Below are 24,019 nucleotides of genomic sequence, written 5' to 3' on the forward strand. Positions count from 1 at the left end.
CACAGTTTTTTGGATATTGCCAATTAAATAACAAAAGCCACTCGCAGAGTGGCTTTTACATTACTAAAAAATATCTAAAGAATTAATTGTTTTATAACCAAGTTACAACGCCTGAATCTACACAGTAGTTTGCACCTATTATCTTGATTTTCCCTTCTTTTTCTAAGGTATTCAAGGTTGTACTTTGGTTACGAATATCTTCTATTGTTTGTATAACGTTTTGGTGATTTAATCTTTCTAATAAATCTGCATTTTTAGAAGAACGCTCTTCACCATCTTTTATAATTTCGTCGATAATTGGATTGAAATGATCAACCAAATGACACAAATTATTCATTTCAGTTTTGTGAATTGCTTCAGCGTCTAATCCGCCTTTCAAAGCGCCACATTTAGAGTGTCCTAAGACAACAATCAATTTAGAGCCAGCCACATTTGTTCCAAATTCCATCGAACCTAAAATATCTTGATTAACGAAATTACCAGCAATTCGTACACTAAAAATATCTCCTAAACCTTGGTCAAAAATAAGTTCCGCAGAAGTACGGCTATCAATACAGCTCAAAACAACCGCAAACGGCCATTGTCCCTCTCTTGTATCATTCACTTGTGAAAGTAAATCTCTGTTCGCTTTTAAATTTTGAACAAATCTTGCATTTCCTTCTTTTAAAAATTCTAATGCTTTATCTGGAGTTGTTGTTGCTTGAGTTTCTGATGTATGTGCTTTCATTATATTTAATTTTATTTTGTGTGTTTTAATTTTTATATGTTTTTTACAGATTAATGAGCCCCGGCAACCAACACGTAACCAAAAAACTCTCTGAATGATGGGGGATTATCGACTGTTCCACGTTCGGAAATTAGTCGAATATTAATGTTATTATTTTTTGCTTTGACTTTAAATTCATCTAAATATTCAATAATATCATAATCTAAAATTCGTGTTTTACGAACATCTAATTCAAGATTAGAACCAGGTTTCAAACCATCTAATTCTTTTACAATTGCACCGCGGTTTACAAACGTTACCTCTTCAGCAAAATTCATATGGAAAACATTTCCTTCTTTCACCAACATTACGTGCGAGTTGTTGTAAGATTTGATTAACGAAACAACCACACCAACAATAAGACCAATGATGATACCCTTTAATAAATCTGTTGCCAAAATTGCAATAACTGTTACTGCGAACGGAATTAACTGATCTTTTCCTAATTTTTTCATATCCAAGAATTGTTTCGGATTACCTAATTTGTAACCAATAACCAATAGAATAGAAGCTAAAACCGCATTTGGAATTAAATTTAAAAACATTGGAATAGAGATTACACTCACTAATAATAGAACACCGTGTGTAATTGTAGAAAGTTTTGTAAGTCCGCCACTCATTGCATTTGCAGATGAACGTACAATAACTTGCGTAACAGGTAAACCTCCAATTAAACCAGCTAAAGAGTTTCCGACACCTTGTGCAATCAATTCTCGATTTGTAGGTGTTTGACGCTTTAAAGGATCTAATTTATCAGTTGCTTCTACAGATAATAAAGTCTCTAATGATGCTACAATTGCGATTGTAAATGCCACTTGCCAAACCATAGGATTTGTTAATCCAGAGGCGAAATCGGGCATAGTAAATTGTCCTAAGAAATCTGAAACACTTTCAGGAACAGGAACTTTTACTAATAAATTGTGATCGATAGAAAATACTTCGTGGTTGGTATCACCAATTGTAACTTGGTACAAAATACCCACTAATACAGCTACTAATGATCCTGGTAATAATTTGAAAAAGTTTGATTTTTTTCCTAAAATATTGTCCCAAACAATCAAGATAAATAAAGAGATTGCTGTAATAATAATGGCTCCTGGCGTGATAAAATCTAAACTAAAATTACTAAAACTAAATGTTTCTGTATATCCTAACGCTAACGGAATTTGTTTCAAGAAAATTGAAATACCAATCGCACACAACATTCCTTTAATCACCGAAGATGGAAAGTAATAACCAATAACTCCGGCTTTTAGAATACCTAGTAATATTTGAAAAATTCCGGCGATAACAACTGCGACTAAAAATAGTTCGTAAGCGCCCAAATCTGTAATAGCAGTTAAAACAATAACGACCAAACCAGCAGCTGGACCAGAAACACCAATTTGAGATTTAGAAATAAGACCAACAACAATTCCTCCTACAATTCCCGCAATAATTCCGGCAAATAAAGGCGCACCACTGGCCAACGCAACACCTAAACATAAAGGCAATGCAACGAAAAAGACAACAATACTCGCAGGTATGTCCTTTTTCCAATTTTGAAAAAGATTCATAATAGTTTTAAAATGAATTATTTAATAATTTAAAATGATAAAAATAAATTTGCTATCCATTCAATAGATTTGAATAGGATGATGCAAAAAATCAATTAAAAAATTAAACTAATTCAGGAGGTGGAGTTGTCACACCATTATCTAAAGATGCATATGCATTAGAATGATGAAAATCCGAATATGTAATTTGTTTCACATTAAAAAATGTAAACAATTTTATTTCGTGGAAATAATGTATTTTTTCTGTAATTTCGCTCGAAGAATTTTTCTGATTATTTTCTTCTTCAGTTGAAGTTTGAGAAAACAAAGCTTTTTGATCATTGTCAGAAGAATCTTTTTCGTCTTGCTGCTCCAATCTCATCTGATAATCCATATAGCCCGCCAACCCTTGCATGTTCGTACTGAACACCAAAAGAAGCGTGAAAAAAATTCCGATGCTATGTTTTATCAGGTAGTCTTTCATTATGTCACAAAAATATATTTTAATTTTTAATTACAAAATAGAGGATATCATTTTTAATAAATATTTATCATTTTATTTTATGACGCTTAACAATGTTTATTGATTTTAAATATTGTCTAGATATAAAATTGATATCATAAATCATTTTTACTCAATTTTTTTAAGAATAAATTTGCAAAAAGTTAAATTTTGAGAAAGTATATAAGTGTAATGTTTTTAGTTGCTTTGGTTGCAACTACTTTCGGGCAAGGAAAAAATAATAAAGGTAAATTTTATGTTTATTGGGGTTGGAATCACGCGCAGTATACAAAATCAGATATTCAGTTCAAAGGAGATGGATACGATTTTACATTAGATAATGTAGCAGCTCATGACCGTCAAACTTCTTTTGGAATCAAGTATTTCAATCCAAGTTCTATGACGATTCCGCAATATAACTTCCGTTTAGGTTACTTTGTTTCGGATAATTGGAATATCTCTTTTGGGATTGATCACATGAAATATGTGATGGATCAAGACCAAGTTGTAAAAATGAATGGTCACATCAATACAGGTTCAGATTACGATGGAACATATAATAATGTTGATCAAAAATTAACAGAAGATTTCTTAACATTTGAACATACAGATGGTTTGAACTATGCTAATTTAGAGGTTCGTCGTTTTGATAATATTCAACATTTTCCAATTACAAAAAACGGAAAAGGAATCGATGTTAACGTAACAGCTGGTTTGGGAGCAGGGATTTTATATCCACGTTCTAACGTAAAATTGATGGGTAACGAACGTTATGATGAGTTTCACTTAGCAGGTTTTGCAACAGCTGCAATGGTTGGGATTAACTTTACTTTTTGGGATTATTTCTTTGTACAGGCCGAATTAAAGGGTGGATATGCTAACTTGAGTGATATTCGTACAACTGCAAACAAAGCTGATAAAGCAAAACAGGATATTGTGTTCTCCCAACAAAACTTAGTTTTTGGAGCAATTATTCCAGTTTTTACTCATAAAAATAAGTTAAACTTTTAATTAAGTAGTTTAATATAAAATATATAGCCTAATTTTAAGAATCGATTAGACGATTTGAAAAAAATTATTAGCGGAGACATCATTTAAGTACAATTTGTACTGGATGATGTCTTTTTTTAATTATAAATTTTACCTTTCTCCATAAAGAATTGTTACTTTTACAATTATTTAGATTTGAAATTAACATGAATAGATTTTCTGTATTAGTCGCAAGTATCTTGATATCGACAACAGCAATGGGACAAAAAGTAATGACGCCAGAACTTCTTTGGCAAGTAAAAAAAGTAGCTCCAGTTGGAGTAACGAAAGATCAAAAAAATCTGATTTATAAAGTAACTTCTACTAACGTAAAAACACAAGAAGACACATCGAAAACATATATGATTTCGTTGGCAGGAGGAAAAGCTTCGGAAATCGAAGATTATAAAACGCTTTTGGCTGATGAATCGTTGAATAAATCTCAACAATATAAAGCAGAAACTGATAAAGTTAAATTACAAATGGTTTTTGGTTCTGATTATTATCCAGAAATGGACAAATCGAATGTGCAGATTTATAATGAATTAAATTACAGACATTGGGATACTTGGAATGATGGAAATTACGATCATTTATTTGTGTCAGAAAATAAAGAAGGTTCAACTAAAATTGATGTTTTAAAAGACGAACCATATTCTGTATCAGAATTTGTTTGGACGCCAGATGGAACAAAAGTTTTGTATGTTTCTAAGAAGAAATTTGGAACGGATTACGCATTAAGCACAAATACAGATATTTATCAATACGATTTAGCAACGAAAACGACGAAAAATATCACAGAAGGAAAAATGGGTTATGACAATACACCAAGTTTTTCTTCTCAAGGAGATTTTGCATTTTTGAGCATGGAGCGCGATGGTTACGAGGCAGATAAAAATGACTTAATCGTTCGTCGTGGTGATATCGAAATGAATATTACAAAACATTGGGACGGAACCGTACAAGGTTATAAATGGAGCAATGATGGTAACAAAATTTATTTCAATGCGCCAGTAGGAGGAACAATTCAATTATTTGAGGTTGATGTAAACTTCAAAATGAGAAAAATGCCTTTTATCAAACAAATTACAAAAGGTGATTTTGACATTGCAGACATCAAAGAAATTGTTGGTAATAAAGCAATTGTTACAAAAACAGATATCAATCACGCTGCAGAAATTTATGTAGTTGATTTGAAATCTGGAGCATTAACTCAATTAACAAACGAAAACAAAGATATCTTCGATAATATTGCGTTGAGTGATGTAAAAGCACGTAAAATTAAAACAACAGACGGAAAAGAAATGTTTGCATGGGTAATTTATCCGCCAAATTTCGATCCGAATAAAAAATACCCAACTTTATTGTATTGTCAAGGTGGACCACAATCTGCTTTAACTCAATTTTATTCTCCTCGTTGGAATTTCCAATTAATGGCAGCACAAGGGTATATTGTAATTGCGCCAAACCGTCGTGGAATGCCAGGTCATGGAGTAGAGTGGAATGAGCAAATTTCTAAAGATTGGGGAGGACAAGTAATGCAAGATTATTTGGCTGCGATTGATGATATCTCGAAGGAATATTATGTAGATAAAGATCGTCGTGGTGCTGTTGGTGCATCTTACGGAGGATATTCTGTTTATTATTTAGCAGGTATTCACGAAGGTCGTTTCAAATCTTTTATTGCACATAATGGTGTTTTCGATTTGAAATCGATGTACGGAACTACAGAAGAAATTTTCTTTACAAACTGGGACGCTGGTGGCGCTTGGTGGGAAACAAATAACAAAGCTGCGCAAAAAACGTACTCTAAATTTGATCCAAGTAGTACAGAATTAGTAAATAAATGGAATACGCCAATGTTAATTTATGTTGGAGGTCATGATTATCGTGTGCCAATGGGACAAGGGCAAGAGGCTTATCAAATTTTACAATTGAAAGGAATCAAATCTCGTTTTATTTATTTCCCTGAAGAAAATCACTGGGTGTTAAAACCACAAAATTCTGTGATTTGGCATACAGAATTTTTCAAATGGTTAAAAGAAACCTTGTAATTCAATTGATTTATAAATCATAACTATAATTTAAAAGTGCAATTTCTATAGAAATTGCACTTTTTTTATTTCTTTGAAAATCAATGACAATATCTAATAAACGAATCAATTATTTTTTTAAATTTTGTAGAGTAGAATAATCGTTGTAAATTCAAAAACATAAGTCAAAACCCAATTTATGAGTAAGGATAATAACAAAATATATTTTTCGAATAGCCCATTTACAAACGGACACAAAGTAATAGATTTTGTTTGGAGTGCTCGCCTTGATGAAAATTTTGACCTTTGGATGGATCTTCATTTAGAGTCAGATAATTATGACGAAGAAGAGGAATATAAAGATGATTTGGATGAAATAGATGACATTTCTGAAGAGAATGCCGAAAAGCAACTTTGGATTAATTATGATCATGCTATCATCTCGAGTACATATTGGAACAATAAAGGGATAAAGATCGAAAATGATGCGCAATTAGATTTTAATCAACTCAATAAAAAAACATTCGAAATTGATCCTCTTCCAGTAAATCTTGACGAGTCAGAAAATCTTGCTTTTGGTATTTCAATGTTAGGTAATGACACGGTTGCTCAGCACGAAATTACGTTTTTAGATACAGAAGAATTTGGTGTTTTTGATATCAAATGGAAAGGGAAAATTGCTAATACTTATTTAGGAGAAACCGATTTTAATTACGATTTTTATGTCTATATGAAGAACATAAAATTTAATGGAATTAAAGTTCATCCATCGTTAGAAAAAGAAAAAGTTACAACATTTTTTGAGAAAAGTTTAACTCATTTTAATGATTTCGAATTAGTAGATACCGATGAATTAGAGTTAGAAAACTATATTCTGAAAATTAAAAGACAAGAAGATTAAAAAATAAATTTACCTTAGATTCATAATTACACTCCTAAACCATTTATATGATCAACCAAATCATCAAAAATTGTGAAGACGAAGAAATTCAGTTTCTCAATGAAATTCAACCTTTTGGATATTTGATAGGAATTCATAAAAATTCGCATCAAATTGAATTTTTTTCTCAAAATATTGATGAATTATTTGAAATTTCTACCGAAAAGATATTAAGCCAACATATTAATCAACTTCATGATTTTGAGCTTGATTTTGATGAGATTTTGAATTTAGAACAAGGTGAATTTTACCGAACTAATACAAAAGTTAATTCAAAAACCTACCATTTAACAGTTTATCATTTTGATGAATTGATTTATTTAGAGTTAGAAGAATTAATTATTTTAGAAAACAGATTAGCCTATTATAATTTTTCTGAACAAATCCTGTACTCTAAGTCTATAAGCTCAACTTGGGATTTGTTAATTTCGTCTATCAAGAGTTTGATTCATTACGAGAGAGTAATGTTGTATAAATTTTTGGAAGATGGTAGTGGCGTTGTTATAGCGGAAGAAATTGATAAGGGATTAGATTCTTATATGGGTTTGCGTTTTCCCGAATTTGATATTCCTAAACAAGCACGTCAACTATATTTAGAGAAAAAAAGCCGTTTGGTTGCAGATGTTGACAGTAAAAGAATCATTTTAATTGGTAATGAGAATTATCAAAAAATAAACTTGATGTACTCTTCTGTTAGAGCACTTTCTCCTATACATCTACAGTATTTACGCAATGCTAATTGTGAAGCAAGTTTCTCTATTTCTATTGTAATTAACGAAAAATTGTGGGGAATTGTAGCATGTCAGAATTCTAAGCCAAAATTTATTCCAAATCAAGTTCGTTTGCAAACCGAATTATTGACGCGTCAAGCAAGGTTGACTTATGTGAATTTTAAATCAACTGAACGATTAAAGTTCCAAAATCATTTTAACGAAACAGCGATTAAGCTAAAAGAGAATCTTTTAACAGAAGAAAATCTTCAGCAATCAATGAACAATAATCTAAAAGAGGTTCTTAATCTTACAAAGGCAGATGGAATTGCATTGGTTAATTTTGACGATGTTTTTGTAGAAGGCGAAACGCCAGATAAAGAAGAAATTTTGAGAATAAAAGAATGGGCATTTAAAAGAAACTCAGCACGTTTATTTACCTCGAATACTTTTTATCTAGATTATGGACAAGAGCTTAGGCTTAGTCCAAGTTCGGCTGGTGTAATGTTTTGTTTTCTAAATCAAACTTACGAACATTTTATTATTTGGTTCAAAAAAGAACAAGTTCAAACCTTAAATTGGGCTGGAGAACCAAGTAAAATTAAAAATGTAGATGTTATAAATGGTGATGAAATACACAGTTTTTCTCCTCGAACTTCTTTCAAAATTTGGCAAGAGAACATTAAGAATAAATCGTTTATTTGGTTAGATAAGGAGAAATATGTTGCGAAAGAAGTGATTAAGTTAATTATAGAAACACTTCATTTACAGTCTTTCAAAATTCATAGTTTATATGAACAATTAAAAGAAATAAATGACGAATTAGACTCGTTTACCTATACAGTTTCTCATGATTTACGTACACCATTATCGGTGATGAAATTGAATTGTCAGATGCTTCAACGAAGTTTGAAAGATGATGAAATTAAAAATGATCGATTAAAAAGTGTTATTGAAGAAATTGATCGAATGACACAAATGATGCAGGATCTTTTGGCGTTGAGTAAAGCTAAAAAATCAGAAATTGTATTGTCTACAATCGAAACAAAGCCAATCATAGAAAAGATTATACACGATGTTTTGTTGTATTATAAAATTAACAATACTGAAGTTGTTGTAGAAGAAATACATAATGTTTTGGGAGATAAAACGATGTTTTATGAGGTTTTTCTGAATATTATTGGTAATGCAATAAAATATTCCTCTCAAGCAAAACATCCAAAGATTGAAATATCATCTGAAATCAATAATAAAGAAGTTATCTTCAAAATAAAAGATAACGGAATTGGTATAAAAGAAGAAGATTATAATAAAATGTTCAAGCTATTTAGCAGAATGTCTAACACTGGAAACATTTCTGGAAACGGAGTTGGACTTTCGATTGCGCATAGAATGATGGATAGAATGAATGGTGGTATATCTTTTGAGAGTAGAGTAGGAGAAGGAACAACTTTTATATTAACATTTAAAAAAATCTAACGAATGCTATCTGATTATTTAAAAGAAAAAACAGCGGTTTATCACAAAGAAATTGAAGATAAATTAGAGTCGAATAAATTGTTTAACAGCACATTTACAGATAAAAATTACTATAAAATGTTGCAGGTTAATCATATTTTTCTAAAATCGTACGAAGATTCTATTAAACAACTTTTGAATGACAATGATTTAAAAAATTTAGCCTTAACAAAATTGAATAAATTATCTTTGATTGAACAAGATATCAATGAGTTGGGCTTAGAAGAATTGAATGTGCTAAAACAATTTGAATTACAAAATAGAGCAGAAGCAATTGGAGCTTTGTATGTGATAGAAGGTTCTATGCTTGGAGGAAATGTAATCGCAAAAACCCTGAAAAAATATCCATTTTTAGAGAATAAAAGTTTCAATTATTTTGGACATTATGGTGAAAACCTTGGTCAGATTTGGAAAACATTTATTACTTATATCAATCAAGAATTTACAACTGAAGAAGAGCAACAACAAGTTTTTGAAGGCGCTAAAAAAGCCTACGAAGATTTGATAAGTTTTGCTTAGAAAAAATATTTTTAAATAAGACCTCTTTAGTTTCGACTAAAGAGGTCTTATTTTTTTATGAAGTAATTAAAATTATTGATTAGATTAATTATATTAGTAATTAATAAAAATAGTGCATTTTACTTTTGTTTTTCCATTTAGCTTGACTTTCATATAATCAAGTGTAAATTATCCTAACCAAGATAAGACTATTTTATCAGATTATTAACTGTCAATCCAATCATCAAATGATCGGTATGAGATGCTTTAAGACTTTGTAACATATAACCAGCTTCTAAACTAAAAGTTGGCGAAATAACGTAACCAAAGCTTAAACCAAGTCGATTTCTATCAAACGTTTTATCTTTTACAGCTTGTAGAAAAATCTCATCATACGCTTTCAAATACCACGTGTTTTCGATTAATTTGGCATTATTTAGCGGAACAGTTGCAGTCAATTGATAACGAAATCTAAATTGTGTATCATTTTCTAAAAAGCGTTCTTCGACACGAAAGCGATGCGCGAAATTAAAACGTTGTAAAGCATGTTTTGTATTGAATTGTTGATACAAACGATGTTCGTGACTATGAGCATAATCGTCTGTAGCAGTAGGAGTTCTGTTTTGAATGTAGGCGTAACCAGCTAAAATTGTATTGTTATTTTCGGTTAAGTTGTAACCAATTCCTCCACGAATCAAAAGTTGTTGTAACTGATCTAAATCTTCGTACGAACGATATTGTATATCCGACTGAAAATTAAAATCTTTATTGATTTTTTGATTGATATTTAAGGTATTCCAAGTTCTAAAATTACTTTCTTGTGCATGCACACCGAAGTTGGCTAAAACAATAAAACAGGCTAATATTTTCTTCATTCATTCAATTTTAACGAAAAATAAAAAAAGACACGAAAACGAATCGTGTCTTTTGTCATTATAAATTAAATTTATTTTGTTACATTTTCACTTTTGGTAGAATATCTTTTCCAAAAATTTCGATAGATTTCATCATATCCAAGTGATTTGGCGCTCCCACGTCCATGTGTGCAGAAAAACGAGTTAAACCAAACATTTCCTGATATTTCAAAATACGATCAACCGCTAAAGAAGCGTCTCCAACAATCAAATGTCCATTTGTAGAACGTCCATAGTCAAACTGTGGTTTTGTATATTTTGGCCAACCTCTACTTGCTCCAATTCTATTCATTTGTGCACCATAAATTGGAAAATATTCTTCTGCAATTTTTTCGCTATCTTCTCCAAAAAAAGAGTGCATGTGAACGCCAATTTGCATCGTTTTAATATCATGACCATTTTCGATATAAACTTGTTTATAAATTTCGAACAGATAGTTAAAATCAGCAGGATTGCCTCCAATAATCGCGAAAATAATAGGTAAACCTAATGTTGCAGCACGTACAATTGATGATTTTGTTCCGCCAACAGCAATCCAAATAGGTAGTTTTTCTTGCACAGGCTTTGGATAAACACTTTGATTAATAATTGGCATTCTAAATTTTCCGCGCCAATTGATTACTTCGTTTTTATTTAAATCTAAAAGTAAACGAAGTTTTTCATCAAAAAGAGCATCGTAATCGTTTAAATCATAACCGAAAAGAGGAAAAGATTCGATGAATGAACCGCGTCCAGCCATAATTTCAGCACGACCATTCGATAAATTGTCAACACTAGCAAAATCTTGATACAACTTTACGGGATCTGTAGAACTGATGACAGAAACGGCACTTCCCAACTTAATATTTTTTGTAACTGTAGACAAAGCAGCCAAAATAATTTCTGGAGAAGAAACTGCGTAATCAGGACGATGATGTTCTCCAATTCCAAAGAAATCTAATCCAATTTCGTCCATTAATTTTACTTCTTCTATAATCTCACTCATACGTTGTTGAGGAGTTTGTGTATAACCAGTTTTAGGATCAATATGTAGATCGCCAAACATTCCTATTCCTAATTCCATACTATTTTAGATTTAGTCAAATTTACGTATAGAATTTTAGATTTAAATTGATATAGGATAGTTAATAAAAGATCAAATTTGTATATTTAATGTTATATATTCTGTTATGGAAGAATTTTTAGCGAAATCGATTCAAAATGAATTGATTTTAATTTGTATATCGATTATAATTGGCGTTTTGATCGGTACGGAAAGAGAATATCGCAACAAATCTGCCGGTTTACGAACATTCATTTTAGTTAGTTTTGGTTCCTGTTTGTTTACAATTCTTTCGATCCGAATTGGAGTAGGAAATCCTGATCGATTGGCTGCAAATATCATTACGGGAATTGGATTTTTAGGAGCCGGAGTAATTTTTAAGGACGATAATAAAGTTGCAGGGATTACGACCGCAACTACTATTTGGGCGACTGCATCGTTGGGAATGTGTATTGGAGCGGGGTATGTTTATTTAGGTTTATTGGGAAGTGTTATCGTTTTGATTATTTTGGTTGGATTAACTTATCTTCAAAATTATATTGATGATTACCATAAAATTAAATATTATACAATTCTGACAAAGTCGAAAGAGGAATATGAATATTGTCAAACATTATTTAAAAAATTTGATTTAAAATTTTCGGTTGCTAAGCAACATGCTACAGATGGAAATGTTTCTACAACTTGGTTGGTTAGAGGTAAAAGTAAACAACATAAAATGTTGATGAAGCAATTATTAGATGATAAAATTATAAAAACCTATCAATTTTAATTAGCATGAAAAACCTAACAGATGACAAAAATATTTGGTTAGATGAACCGGAAGATCACGATTTTCCTGCTGCGCAAGATTATTTGGAATTAATTTTTAAGCCTGAAATAGCTACTTCACTTACAAATAAATTATCGAAAGCCGAAACAATCATCAAGAAATCCAAAGATATTTTTAGAGCGAGTAAATTGAGTTTGCTTCCTTTGGAAAATAGACATGTTCAAGAGAATTTCAAAAAAATAAAAGCAAATAAAAAGCTTTCTCCAATTTTGTTGGTAAGATCTGCGAACGAATTAATCATTGCAGATGGTTATCATCGCTTGTGTTGTAGTTATTATTTGACGGAAGATTTGGACGTTCCTTGTCGATTGATTTATGTCGAATAAAAAAGTGAAATCAAATCTTGATTTCACTTTTTTATTATCTAAATTCTATCCGTGTATAGCTTCTTTATTTCCGTAAGATTGAATCAAATTTCCTTCAAAATCCAACCATTCTTTCCAACGTTTGTCCACATCAACATCAGTTGAAAGTTTTCGAGCAAAATTTAAGAAAGTTGTGTAATGATTCGCTTCCGAAACCATCAAATCATAGTAAAACTTTGCTAATTCTTCGTCGTTTATATTTTGAGATAATGTTCTGAAACGCTCACAACTTCTTGCTTCAATCATCGCTGCAAATAATAGACGATCAACAAAAGCCATATTTCGAGAACCATCTTTTTTACAAAATTTCATCAATTGACCAACATAATCATCTTTTCGCTCGCGACCTAATTTGTATCCACGACGCTCGATAATTTCTACAACCATTTTGAAATGTTGCATTTCTTCGATTGCAATATCCGACATTTCCTGAATAAATTCGTCATGTTCAGAATTATACGCAATCATGGTAATCGCGTTTGTCGCCGCTTTTTGTTCACACCACGCATGATCTGTTAAAATTTCTTCTAAATTTCTTTCCGCAATATCAGCCCAACGTGGGTCTGTCAAAAGTTTTAATCCAAGCATTTTTCGAAAAATATTAAGTCCAAATTTACGAAATTATATTGTTTAAAGATTGAATGTGAAAAATCGTCTATTAAATGATTTTCTTTTCAATCATTTCTAATATCACATCCGATGCATGTTTGAAAGTTGGTGCTTGTTCCGTCAAACTTGCTGCATTTTTTTTGTTCACTTTAAAAATCAAATCTTTTTCAGTTGTAAATAATAAAGCATTTGTAAATGGATTTTTGATGTAAGAACTCAAAATTAAAAAAGTCTGTTCAACACTATGAAATTGCTCAACTTCTTCGGTTTTATAACGAAATGTGAAGGCAAAATTGTACTCATTATTTTCTAAAAGATGTAAACGAACAAATATATTTTTAAGATCAGTATCTCCAATAGTTTTGGCCATTGTAAGTTTTGCAAAAGTTCCTTCTTTGATACTTGATTTTACTTGCCCGAAAAATTCTTCAAAAACAGTTTGATAAGACATTTTATATAATTTTAGCTGCAAATTTACATTAAAATAAGCCAAATTGGGTGTATAATATTTAATCTTCCAATTAAGAAACAGAAAGTGTAATTTTGTGGGATGAAAAAACTTTTAATCATTGGTCAAGTTTGGCCAGAACCAACTTCTTCTGCGGCAGGAACTCGAATGATTCAGTTAATTGATTGTTTCCAAAAAGCTGAATTTGAGATAACTTTTGCCTGCGCTGCTTCAAAATCTGATTATAGTTTTGATTTGATTTTGAAAGGAATAAAAGAAGTTGTAATTCAGTTAAATGATGAAAGTTTTGATAATTTTATTAAACAATTAAATCCTGAAATTGTTCTTTTTGATCGTTTTATGATTGAAGAACAATATGGTTGGCGAGTTTCGAAAGAATGTCCAAATGCATTGAAAATTTTGGACACAGAAGATTTACATTTTCTACGAAATGCGCGACAAGAAGCAGCTAAAAAAGGAATAGAATTTACAGAAGATTTATTGTTTTCTGATTTAGCAAAACGAGAAATAGCGTCTATTTTACGCTGTGATTTATCGTTGATGATTTCGAAAAAGGAAATAGAAATTCTACAAAATCAATTTAAAATTGATGAAAAAATCTTGTATTATTTGCCTTTTTTAGAAAATGAAATTACAGAAGAAAAAATTAATTCTTGGAAAAGTTTTGAAGAAAGAGAATATTTTATGTTTATCGGAAATTTTATTCATGAACCTAATTTTAATTGTGTTCAGACCTTAAAAAAAGAAATTTGGCCAATTTTGAGAAAGAAACTTCCGAAAGCTGAATTACATATTTATGGTGCTTATGCAACGCAAAAAGTTTTGCAATTAAATAATCCTTCCGAACGATTTTTGATCAAAAGTAGAGCAGAAAATGCGCAAGAAACGATGTCAAATTACAAAGTTTTGTTGGCGCCGATTAATTTTGGCGCTGGTGTAAAAGGAAAGTTTGTGGATGCAATGCAAACTGGAACTCCTTCGGTTACGACTACGATTGGAGCAGAAGCAATGAAAGATAATTTTGATTGGAATGGTTTTGTAGAAGATGATTTTGAAGCGTTTGTGGAGAAAGCTATTTTGCTTTACAATAATGAGAAAGAGTGGGAAATTGCTCAACAAAATGGAATCAAAATTCTGAACGAGAATTACAATAAAAATAAATTTGAAGCTGATTTTTTAGAGAAAATTAAATCGATTGAAGCAAATTTAATCCAACATCGAAATCAAAATTTTATTGGTCAAATTTTGCAACATCATCATCATCAAAGTACAAAATATATGTCACTTTGGATTGAACAGAAAAACAAAAACCTTTCGAAATAGGGTGGTTTTTGTTGATTATTCTACTTTGAAGCTATTTACAATTTTGACAAAATCGCTTTTCATTATTTCTTGATTTTCGAAACTGCAATATTGTAAAATCTGATAGACAAATTCTTTCGTTTCGATTACAGTTTGCAAGAAATAAATATGTCCAGATTCGGGATCATTTGTTTCAAATTCGGTATAAGCATAATTGAATCCCTGTTCGTAGGCAACATAAGGTTTTTTGATATAATTAAACCCTTTTTGTGTTTTATATGGCTCGATAGAATTTAGCGTATAATCAATCATATCTAAATTAGAATCTGCTAATTTTAATTCATCTTTGTGTTCAAAAATCACAAAACCATACGAATTTGGCTTTGGAGCAAGACTTTCAAACTGAATAGTTGCATAATCATTTAACCCAACTGTACGCTGAAAATCTTTCGGAATAGTTAACGCAAACGATTCAGCTCCATGTATTTTCTGTTGAGCAAAAGCGGTAATACATGTAAAAAGAGTAGCGATGAATAACAATTTTTTCATTGGATGAATTTAGATGACGAATATAAAAAAAGCCTTGTTTATCACAAGGCTATAACGTTATTTTTTAAAATAAATTGTTTATTTCGTTGAACAAGAATTATTTCCTGATTGACAAGGCGAAGTTCCTTCTACAATTTTTACACCTTCAACTTCTTTTATTTTACCAAAACCTCCAGCAACGTCAATCAAATTTTCGTAACCGCGAGCGCGTAAAATTGAAGTGAAAATCATCGATCGATAACCTCCTGCACAATGTACTAAATAGGTTTCTTCAGGATCGATTAATTTCATAGATTCATTTATGAAATCTAAAGGAGCTGTAATTGCACCTTCTACGTGAGAAGTTTCGTATTCACCTGGCTTACGAACGTCCAAAATTTTTAATTCAGTTTCATCAACTAACTCTACAAACTCTTCTGGAGAAACCGAAACAATTTCATCGAAATCTTTTTCAGCCTCAACCCAAGCTTGGAAACCATTGTTCAAAAATCCGATTACATTGTCATATCCGACACGAGCCAAACGTGTTACCGCTTCCTCTTCTTCACCAATTTCTGCAATTAACAAAATTGGTTGTTTGATATCTGTGATTAATGTACCAACCCAAGGTGCAAAATTTCCTCTAATTCCAATATTGATGGAGTTTGGAATAAATCCAGCTGCAAAAGTTTGAGGATCGCGAACATCTAAAATTAACGCATTTGTATCTTCCGCAACTTGCATAAATTCGTCTGGAAATAAAGCTTTATTCGCACGTTCTTTCACTACATCCAAAGATTCAACACCCAATTTGTTCATCATTACATTTTCTGGAAAATAGAATGGAGGAGGCATTAATCCTGAAGTTAATTCAGTAATAAATTCCTCTTTTGTCATAGAAGGATTCAAAGCATAATTCACTTCTTTTTGATGTCCTAGCGAATCAAAAGTTTCTTTACTCATGTTTTTTCCACAAGCAGAACCCGCTCCGTGTGCAGGATATACGATAATATCATTAGCTAAAGGCATAATTTTGTTTCGTAAAGAATCAAATAAATAACCAGCTAATTTTTCTTGCGTTAAGTCTGTATTTAATTTTTGAGCTAAATCTGGACGACCAACATCACCAATAAATAAAGTATCTCCTGTAAAAATTGCATAATCTTTACCGTTTTCATCTTTCAATAAATACGTTGTACTCTCCATGGTATGACCTGGTGTGTGTAAAGCTGTAATAGTTATATTTCCTAAAGAAAAAACTTCGCCATCAGTTGCGATATGTGTATCAAAATTTGGTTCCGCAGTTGGACCATAAATAATTGTAGCACCAGTTTTTTGCGCCAAATCTACATGTCCTGAAACGAAATCTGCATGAAAATGCGTTTCGAAAATGTATTTGATTTTTGCATTGTCTTTTGTCGCTTGATCGATGTAAGATTGTGTTTCTCTCAACGGATCAATAATTGCAACTTCACCATTGCTTTCTATATAATAAGCACCTTGCGCAAGACATCCGGTGTAAATTTGTTCAATTTTCATAAGAATGATTTAGTGTGTAAAAATACAAATATTTAAATTTAGAATTTTCCTCTGATGGATGAATTCTGATACTTTTCTTCTATTTAAACTCAAATAAGATTGATAGTTAACTTAAAATTTATGAATGAAATCATAGGTTATTTGGCAATCTTTTTTAGATTAATAAATAATTCGGTTTTAGCTCTTGGCGGAATAGAATTGTAACAATTTTCCATGACTTTGAAATCAAAATAATCATTGAAATACGTCTGATATTCAGTTTTATCACCTCCAAAAGGAGGCGTTTCATTTCCGAATTCTCTGTTGAATAATACACCAACTAATTTTCCGTTTTCGGTTAGCAGTTCATTCATTTTGATACTATAGCTTTGACGTAATTTTGGATCTAATGCACAGAAAAAAGTTTGTTCTAAAATCAAATCAAATTCACCATCTAACTCAAAAAAATCTTGATGAAGAACTTTGATATTGGGATTATGTTTAAATTTTTCTTTGATTTTTTCGACTACAATTTCCGAAATATCAATCAATGTAATATTCGTAAAACCTTGTTCCAAAAGATATTCTGCTTCGTAAGCATTTCCACAACCAGGAATCAAAATACGGATATTTTTATCTTCTAATTGATCGATATACTCTTTTAGCGGAGTAGAAGGAGCTTTTAAATCCCAACCAGTTTGATTTGTGGTGTATTTATCGTTCCAAAAGTTTTCGTTCAGTTCCATACTTTAAATTATTGAATTATAAATTCTTCGATGAACATAAAAATAGCCATTAAAATAATAAAGATAGCAAATGTTCGCTTTAGAAATTGTACTGGTAAAAATTTGTTGATGTAGGTTCCGACAAGAATTCCAACCATAGAAATTCCAATGAAAACACTCAAGAAACTCCAATCAATCTTGATGTGTAAAGCATCACCAATAAAAAATCCGATAAGTGAATTGATGGCAATAATTACCAATGAAGTTGCCGAAGCTCTTTTCATATCTAGTTTTGCAACCATCATCAATGCCGGAACAATCAAAAAACCACCACCAGCACCAACCATTCCTGTTAAACTTCCGATAAGAAATCCTTGAATTAATAAAACAGGATTTAGCTTATCATTTTTCTGATCAATTTGCTCTTCTTTCTTACCTTTTAACATAGAAATAGCTGCGAAAACCATCAGAATAGCGAATAAACCAAACATTGCCATTCGACGTGTGACGATAAAATCGCCTATAGAAAATAAATTACTTGGTAGGGCAGGAATTAAAAATGCGCGAACCAATGTAATTCCAACAACAGCTGGTAATCCAAATTGAAAAACGACTTTCCAGTCAACCATTTTTTGCGAAGCTTGCTTTATTCCTCCAATCAATCCTGTCGATCCAACGATGCATAATGAATAAGCAGTAGCAATTTTTTCGTCGAAATGAAAAATATACGCTAAAATAGGAACGGCTAAAATAGATCCACCACCACCAAGAACTCCCATAATTAGACCGATGAAGAAGGCGCCTACAAAACCAAAAAACTCTATAAAATCCATTTTTTTTCTCTCGATTTATACAAATCTATAGCAAATACAACAACAATTACTATAGGTATATTATGAAATATTGTTGTAAATTAATACAAATGCCTACTAAATCAATAGACGTATATTATTTTACTTTTTTTAATTATTATGCAAATTTGGTGTAACATTTTCAAAAAAACTGCTACTAATGTTACATAAGCATAATAGATAAAAACTTAAAAAATACTAAATGAAGAAAATTTTTATGTCTATCTTATTTGCAGGATCAGCATTATTTGGTCAGCAAATAAAATTTGATGAGTATACTCTAGCAAACGGATTGCATGTTATCCTTCATCAAGATAATTCTGCTCCAGTTATTACAACAGGTGTTATGTATCACGTAGGTTCGAAAGATGAGCAAGTTGGTAAAACAGGTTTTGCACACTTTTTTGAGCATTTATTATTTGAAGGAACAGAGAATATTAAGAGAGGTGAATGGTTCAAAATTGTTTCTTCTCATGGAGGTTCTAACAATGCGAATACAACAACGGACAGAACATATTATTACGAAACTTTTCCATCAAATAATTTAGAATTAGGATTATGGATGGAATCTGATCGTTTGCGTCAACCAATCATCAATCAAATTGGCGTCGATACACAAAAAGAAGTTGTAAAAGAAGAAAAACGTTCTCGTTTAGACAATCAACCTTATGGTAAATTTTCGTACGGAGAAGCGGTTAATCCTCATGTTTTCAAAAAACATCCTTACCGTTGGAGTGTAATTGGTTCTTTTGAGGATTTGAGTAATGCAAAATTAGACGATTTCAAACACTTTAGTCAAACTTTTTATGTGCCAAATAATGCTGTATTAGTTGTTGCGGGTGATTTTAATAAAGACGAAGCAAAGAAATTAATTGAGAAATATTTTGGTGTAATTCCAAGAGGAAAAGATGTTGTGAAAACTGTTGTGAAGGAAGATCCAATTACATCAGAAATTCGTGGAACAGAATATGATGCAAATATTCAGATTCCTTTATTGGCGATTAATTATCGTACGCCAGATAACAAATCAAAAGATGCTTATGCATTAGAAATGTTATCAAGCTATTTAACAGGTGGAAAATCATCAGTTTTATATAAAAAATATGTTGACGAGAAAAAAGAAGCATTACAAATATTTGCTTTCAATCGTCAAATGGAAGATTACGGAATTTATTCAATCGGAATTTTACCTCAAGGAGAAGTTTCTTTGGATAAATTAGAAGGAGATTTACAACAAGATATAGAAAAAGTTCAAACAAATTTGATTTCTGAAGAAGATTACCAAAAAATCTTAAATGGAATTGAAAATAGTTTTGTGGCTTCAAAATCGGGTGTTCAAAACATTGCACATGCTTTAGCGGATGCTTATATGTTGGGCGGAGATACAAATAAAATCAACGAAGAATTGAAAGTTTATCAATCTGTAACAAGAGAAGATATTCGCAATGTTGCTAAAAAGTATCTAAACAAAAACCAACGTGTAATTATTCATTATTTACCAGAATCTAAAAAAGCTGCAAAATAAAAAACAACCGAATTATGAAAACAAAAATATTATCTCTTGCAATCGCTTTTATGGCAGTTAGCTTAAATGCGCAAGTGGCGATTCCAATGCCAAAACCAGGTCCAGCACCGACGGTTAATTTAGGAAAATCGAACGAATTCAAATTAAAAAATGGTTTAACAGTTATCGTTGTTGAAAATCATAAATTACCACGAGTTTCTGCTACATTAACAATCGATAATCCTCCATATGCATTAGGTGCAAAAAAAGGAGCAGAGTCTTTGTTGGGCGAAATGTTGGGAACAGGAACAAAAACAAAATCGAAAGATGATTTCAATAAACGTATTGAGTTTTTAGGAGCTCGCGTTAATTTTTGGGAAGAAGGAGCTTCTGCAAGTTCTTTAACTAAGTATTTTAACGAGATTTTTGGTTATATGGCTGATGGAGCTATGAATCCAAACTTTACTGAAAGTGAATTTGCTGATGTTAAAAAACGTTACATCGAAGGTTTAAAGTCGAATGAAAAATCTGTAGAAGCAGCAGCATCTCGCGTTTCGAATATATTAGTTTATGGAAAAAATAATCCTTTCTCAGAATTTGATACACCAGCCCAAATTGAGAAAATTACATTGCAAGATGTGAAGGATTACTACAATACCTACTACAAACCAAACAATGCTTATTTGATTGTTGTTGGAGATATTTCGACAAAAGATGTAAAAGCATTGGCGGAGAAAAACTTTGATTCTTGGCAAACAGGAAAATTAAATATTCCAGCATTTCCAAAAGTAGAAGAAGTTACAAAAACGGAATTAAATGCGATTAATATGCCTAACGCAGTGCAATCTGTGGTCTCAGTTTCGTATCCAGTTCAGTTGACAAAGAAAGATCCAGATTATTATGCAGCGTTAATTGCGTCGTCTATTTTGGGAGGCGATTTTAATTCGAAATTGAATATGAATCTTCGTGAAGCGCATGGTTGGACATATGGTGCACGTGGTGGAGTTTCTGATTCTCGTTACATTGGACGTTTCAATACTAATGCAACTGTTCGTAACGAAGTGACGGATTCTGCTATCGTTGAGACGATGAAAGAAATTAAAGGAATGACGTTAAACAAAATTGATCAACAAACGTTGAATGATGTAAAAGCGAAATTCTTAGGAAACTTTATTTTGACTTTAGAAAGTCCTTCTACAGTTGCGAGTCAAGCTTTAACGAAAAAAACAAATCAATTATCAGATAGTTTTTATGCAGATTATATTAAAAATATTAATGCTGTAACAATTGATGATGTATTACGAGTTTCGAAAAAATATTTCCGTCCAGATCAAGCAAAAATCAATGTAACAGGGAAATTAGAGCAAATTGCTCCAGCTTTAGAAAAGTTAGGTTATCCAGTTAATTACTACGATTCTTTCGGAAATAAAACTGATAAACCAACATCTGGTGCAAAAACTACAACAGTTACTGTCGCTCAAATCACAGATAATTATTTCAAAGCTATTGGTGGCGCGGATAAAGTGAAAGCTGTAAAATCGATTGCTCAAAAAGGAAAAATAGAGACAATGGGAATGAGTGGAGACTATGTCATAAAAAATGCAACACCTAATAAAACTGCAACTGAATTCACGATTATGGGAATGACTATTAAACAAGTTTTTGATGGTCAAAAAGGTTATATGTCTCAAGCAGGTCAAAAAATGGATTTACCAGCAGATATGACAGCTCCTTTGTTTAAGACAAATTCATTATTTACGCCTTTGTCAGAAGGGTATAAAACGGCTAAAGTAGAAGGAATCGTTTCTGAAAACGGAGTTGAATATTACAAAGTTGTTGCTGCAGATATTTCTCGTACAGATTTTTATGATGTAAAAACTGGTTTGTTAATGAAATCTGAGCAAAAAATGAAATCTCCACAAGGTGATATGATTGCAACGACAATTAACAAAGGATATAAAACGTTTGATGGAATATTAATGCCTTCTGAAATGATAACAGAAACTGGTCCACAAACGATCAAAATTATTATCGATGCAACAGAAATTAATAAAAACGTTTCTGACGCAGATTTTAAATAACAATTCTTTTAAATATTTTTCAAATTAAAAGGCAATTCGTATTTTTCGGATTGTCTTTTTTATGTGACTATTATGAATAAATACTTTTTTCTAATTATAATCTTGATTTCAAGTTTGTGTTTTGCACAGTTACCAAAAGGTAATACTTTTATTTATGAGTTAAGTTCTGATGTAGAATTTAAATCGTCAAAATCTTTTGATTTGATAAAATCAACTTCGAATCCTGTTGAATATATTTATACGTATAACGGAGAGCAAGCTTTGTTTGTTCCGATTGAAAAGTTGAATAATTCCCAAACTTTAGAAATTGATATGGTACAAATTTTTGTAAGAGCAAATGGTATGTTTTATTATGATTATAAAAATCAATTTATATCGAATAAAAAAAATCTAATGAATAAAGAATATCTTGTGACTTCAAAGTTTGATGATTTATACTGGATTGATTTGAACGAAACAGAAGAAATAAACGGAGTTCTTACCAAGAAATATAATACAAAACGTAAAGATAAAGGATTAAAAGAGGATAAAATTATTACTACAACTATTTGGGTTGACGAAACATATTCTGATAATATTGCGCCTTTTGGATTGATGGGTTTGAAAGGAATTATTGTTAAAGCAAACTTTAATGGAGGAAACAATTTAATTTTAAAACGAATTGAAACAAATCCTTTAAAAGAAATAAAACCACTTAACGCAAAAAATGAGGTAACTAAAGAAGAATTTCAAGAAATTATAGACCAACGTATGCTTGAATATCGTAGAAAAAGAGCAGAAAAACTTGAGATTAATAACTGAAAATTATTTTTAAAAATGAATAAATCTTATTTTTGAGAAAATTTTAATCAAAAAACAAAATATATAATGGCAACAATCAATTGGCAAACGGTAAAGGAATACGAAGATATCACGTTCAAGAAATGTGATGGAGTAATGCGTATAGCATTTAATCGTCCTGAAGTTCGTAATGCATTTCGCCCAAAAACTGTTTTCGAATTATTAGATGCTTTTCAATTAGCAGAAGAAGATCGTGAAGTTGGTGTAATTTTATTGACAGGAGAAGGACCATCTGCAAAAGATGGTGGTTGGGCTTTTTGTTCTGGAGGTGATCAACGCGTTCGTGGTGCAAAAGGTTATGAAGGACAAGATGGTGTTGGACGTTTGAATATTTTAGAAGTTCAGCGTTTAATTCGTTTTTCGACAAAAGTTGTTGTAGCCGTTGTAAATGGTTGGGCAGTAGGAGGAGGACATTCTTTGCACGTGGTTTGTGATATGACATTGGCTTCTAAAGAACATGCGATTTTCAAACAAACTGATGCAGATGTAGCTTCATTTGATGGTGGTTACGGTTCGGCTTATTTGGCAAAACAAGTTGGTCAAAAACGTGCCCGTGAAATCTTTTTCTTAGGTCTTAATTATTCTGCACAAGAGGCTTACGATATGGGAATGGTGAATTTAGTTGTTCCGCATGACGAGTTAGAACAAGTTGCTTTTGATTGGGCACAAGAGATTTTAACAAAATCGCCAACAGCAATTAAAATGTTGAAATATGCATTCAATTTGGTAGATGATGGTTTAGTTGGACAACAAATTTTTGCAGGTGAAACAACACGTTTTGCATATGGTACAGAAGAGGCTGTAGAAGGTCGTAATGCATTCTTAGAAAAACGTCCAAGAGATTTTTCTAAATTTAGATAAGAAAATTTTCAAAATATAAACGAAAAGCGATGTTTAACATCGCTTTT

General features: G+C 31.4%; 23 protein-coding genes. 12 read left to right on the forward strand and 11 right to left on the reverse strand.

Translation table 11 applies throughout. The features are described from left to right. Positions 1–91 precede the first annotated feature (91 nt). The 3 genes from B3I31_RS10895 to B3I31_RS10905 form a co-directional block, all read right to left on the reverse strand. Positions 92–727 carry a carbonic anhydrase gene (locus B3I31_RS10895; protein ID WP_038333624.1) on the reverse strand — a complete coding sequence of 212 codons (636 nt, stop codon included), beginning with the start codon at positions 725–727 and terminating at the stop codon, positions 92–94. 50 nt (positions 728–777) lie between these two features. Beyond that, positions 778–2,322, reverse strand: a complete 1,545-nt coding sequence (locus B3I31_RS10900; protein ID WP_038333625.1) for a SulP family inorganic anion transporter — start codon at positions 2,320–2,322, stop codon at positions 778–780. Positions 2,323–2,425: 103 nt separating this feature from the next. Further along, the gene (locus B3I31_RS10905; RefSeq protein WP_038333626.1) at positions 2,426–2,716 is read right to left on the reverse strand and encodes a hypothetical protein; all 291 of its coding nucleotides are present in this window, start codon (positions 2,714–2,716) and stop codon (positions 2,426–2,428) included. A gap of 258 nt (positions 2,717–2,974) precedes the next feature. Here B3I31_RS10905 and B3I31_RS10910 point away from each other — a divergent pair, with 258 nt between their 5' ends. The 5 genes from B3I31_RS10910 (at position 2,975) to B3I31_RS10930 (ending at position 9,552) form a co-directional block, all read left to right on the forward strand. Then, positions 2,975–3,814: a hypothetical protein gene (locus B3I31_RS10910; protein WP_236688191.1), complete on the forward strand. Its 840-nt coding sequence runs from the start codon at positions 2,975–2,977 to the stop codon at positions 3,812–3,814. Between the two features lie 185 nt (positions 3,815–3,999). Beyond that, a complete protein-coding gene (locus B3I31_RS10915) occupies positions 4,000–5,886 on the forward strand; it encodes a S9 family peptidase (protein ID WP_291060467.1) in 1,887 nt (628 codons plus the stop codon). Between the two features lie 178 nt (positions 5,887–6,064). Beyond that, a complete protein-coding gene (locus tag B3I31_RS10920; RefSeq protein ID WP_291060469.1) occupies positions 6,065–6,766 on the forward strand; it encodes a hypothetical protein in 702 nt (233 codons plus the stop codon). A 47-nt stretch (positions 6,767–6,813) separates the two neighbouring features. Beyond that, on the forward strand, positions 6,814–8,994 hold the full coding sequence (locus B3I31_RS10925; protein WP_291060471.1) for an ATP-binding protein: 2,181 nt from the start codon (positions 6,814–6,816) through the stop codon (positions 8,992–8,994). Between the two features lie 3 nt (positions 8,995–8,997). Further along, on the forward strand, positions 8,998–9,552 hold the full coding sequence (locus B3I31_RS10930; RefSeq protein ID WP_291088044.1) for a biliverdin-producing heme oxygenase: 555 nt from the start codon (positions 8,998–9,000) through the stop codon (positions 9,550–9,552). A gap of 188 nt (positions 9,553–9,740) precedes the next feature. On the opposite strand, the gene B3I31_RS10935 is transcribed toward B3I31_RS10930, so the two are convergent. Beyond that, on the reverse strand, positions 9,741–10,406 hold the full coding sequence (locus B3I31_RS10935) for a DUF2490 domain-containing protein (protein ID WP_286496271.1): 666 nt from the start codon (positions 10,404–10,406) through the stop codon (positions 9,741–9,743). Between the two features lie 79 nt (positions 10,407–10,485). Then, a complete protein-coding gene (locus B3I31_RS10940; RefSeq protein ID WP_219035004.1) occupies positions 10,486–11,508 on the reverse strand; it encodes an LLM class flavin-dependent oxidoreductase in 1,023 nt (340 codons plus the stop codon). Positions 11,509–11,614: 106 nt separating this feature from the next. On the opposite strand from B3I31_RS10940, the gene B3I31_RS10945 reads away from it, so the two are divergent. Together B3I31_RS10945 and B3I31_RS10950 are read left to right on the forward strand one after the other, a co-directional pair. After that, positions 11,615–12,259: an MgtC/SapB family protein gene (locus tag B3I31_RS10945; RefSeq protein WP_280037384.1), complete on the forward strand. Its 645-nt coding sequence runs from the start codon at positions 11,615–11,617 to the stop codon at positions 12,257–12,259. Between the two features lie 5 nt (positions 12,260–12,264). Then, positions 12,265–12,645 (forward strand): hypothetical protein, encoded by a 381-nt coding sequence (locus tag B3I31_RS10950; RefSeq protein ID WP_286496269.1) that lies wholly within the window; start codon positions 12,265–12,267, stop codon positions 12,643–12,645. A gap of 45 nt (positions 12,646–12,690) precedes the next feature. On the opposite strand, the gene B3I31_RS10955 is transcribed toward B3I31_RS10950, so the two are convergent. Both B3I31_RS10955 and B3I31_RS10960 read right to left on the reverse strand, forming a co-directional pair. Further along, positions 12,691–13,272 (reverse strand): tRNA-(ms[2]io[6]A)-hydroxylase, encoded by a 582-nt coding sequence (locus B3I31_RS10955; protein WP_115001228.1) that lies wholly within the window; start codon positions 13,270–13,272, stop codon positions 12,691–12,693. A 70-nt stretch (positions 13,273–13,342) separates the two neighbouring features. After that, complete coding sequence (locus B3I31_RS10960) at positions 13,343–13,744, reverse strand: hypothetical protein (RefSeq protein ID WP_219035005.1); 402 nt, start codon at positions 13,742–13,744, stop codon at positions 13,343–13,345. A gap of 99 nt (positions 13,745–13,843) precedes the next feature. Here B3I31_RS10960 and B3I31_RS10965 point away from each other — a divergent pair, with 99 nt between their 5' ends. Further along, entirely contained in the window at positions 13,844–15,085 is a 1,242-nt protein-coding gene (locus B3I31_RS10965; RefSeq protein WP_219035006.1) for a glycosyltransferase, read from the forward strand. A gap of 15 nt (positions 15,086–15,100) precedes the next feature. Here B3I31_RS10965 and B3I31_RS10970 read toward each other — a convergent pair whose 3' ends face one another. The 4 genes from B3I31_RS10970 to B3I31_RS10985 all read right to left on the reverse strand — a co-directional run bounded on the left by B3I31_RS10970 (position 15,101) and on the right by B3I31_RS10985 (position 18,668). Then, positions 15,101–15,613: a hypothetical protein gene (locus B3I31_RS10970; RefSeq protein WP_291073389.1), complete on the reverse strand. Its 513-nt coding sequence runs from the start codon at positions 15,611–15,613 to the stop codon at positions 15,101–15,103. A 78-nt stretch (positions 15,614–15,691) separates the two neighbouring features. Next, positions 15,692–17,131, reverse strand: a complete 1,440-nt coding sequence (locus B3I31_RS10975; protein WP_291088047.1) for an MBL fold metallo-hydrolase — start codon at positions 17,129–17,131, stop codon at positions 15,692–15,694. 137 nt (positions 17,132–17,268) lie between these two features. Next, positions 17,269–17,856 carry a methyltransferase domain-containing protein gene (locus B3I31_RS10980; protein ID WP_291058879.1) on the reverse strand — a complete coding sequence of 196 codons (588 nt, stop codon included), beginning with the start codon at positions 17,854–17,856 and terminating at the stop codon, positions 17,269–17,271. Between the two features lie 8 nt (positions 17,857–17,864). Next, positions 17,865–18,668, reverse strand: a complete 804-nt coding sequence (locus B3I31_RS10985) for a sulfite exporter TauE/SafE family protein (protein ID WP_291058877.1) — start codon at positions 18,666–18,668, stop codon at positions 17,865–17,867. Positions 18,669–18,888: 220 nt separating this feature from the next. On the opposite strand from B3I31_RS10985, the gene B3I31_RS10990 reads away from it, so the two are divergent. The 4 genes from B3I31_RS10990 to B3I31_RS11005 all read left to right on the forward strand — a co-directional run bounded on the left by B3I31_RS10990 (position 18,889) and on the right by B3I31_RS11005 (position 23,972). Then, positions 18,889–20,211, forward strand: a complete 1,323-nt coding sequence (locus B3I31_RS10990) for a M16 family metallopeptidase (protein ID WP_291058874.1) — start codon at positions 18,889–18,891, stop codon at positions 20,209–20,211. Positions 20,212–20,225: 14 nt separating this feature from the next. After that, positions 20,226–22,271 carry a M16 family metallopeptidase gene (locus B3I31_RS10995; RefSeq protein WP_291058872.1) on the forward strand — a complete coding sequence of 682 codons (2,046 nt, stop codon included), beginning with the start codon at positions 20,226–20,228 and terminating at the stop codon, positions 22,269–22,271. Between the two features lie 72 nt (positions 22,272–22,343). Further along, positions 22,344–23,072: a hypothetical protein gene (locus B3I31_RS11000; protein WP_125350194.1), complete on the forward strand. Its 729-nt coding sequence runs from the start codon at positions 22,344–22,346 to the stop codon at positions 23,070–23,072. A gap of 66 nt (positions 23,073–23,138) precedes the next feature. Next, positions 23,139–23,972 (forward strand): 1,4-dihydroxy-2-naphthoyl-CoA synthase, encoded by an 834-nt coding sequence (locus B3I31_RS11005; protein WP_114999699.1) that lies wholly within the window; start codon positions 23,139–23,141, stop codon positions 23,970–23,972. The last annotated feature ends 47 nt before the right edge of the window (positions 23,973–24,019 follow it).

The organism is Empedobacter sp. UBA3475, from assembly GCF_002378465.1.
Taxonomy (GTDB): Bacteria; Bacteroidota; Bacteroidia; order Flavobacteriales; family Weeksellaceae; genus Empedobacter; species Empedobacter falsenii_B.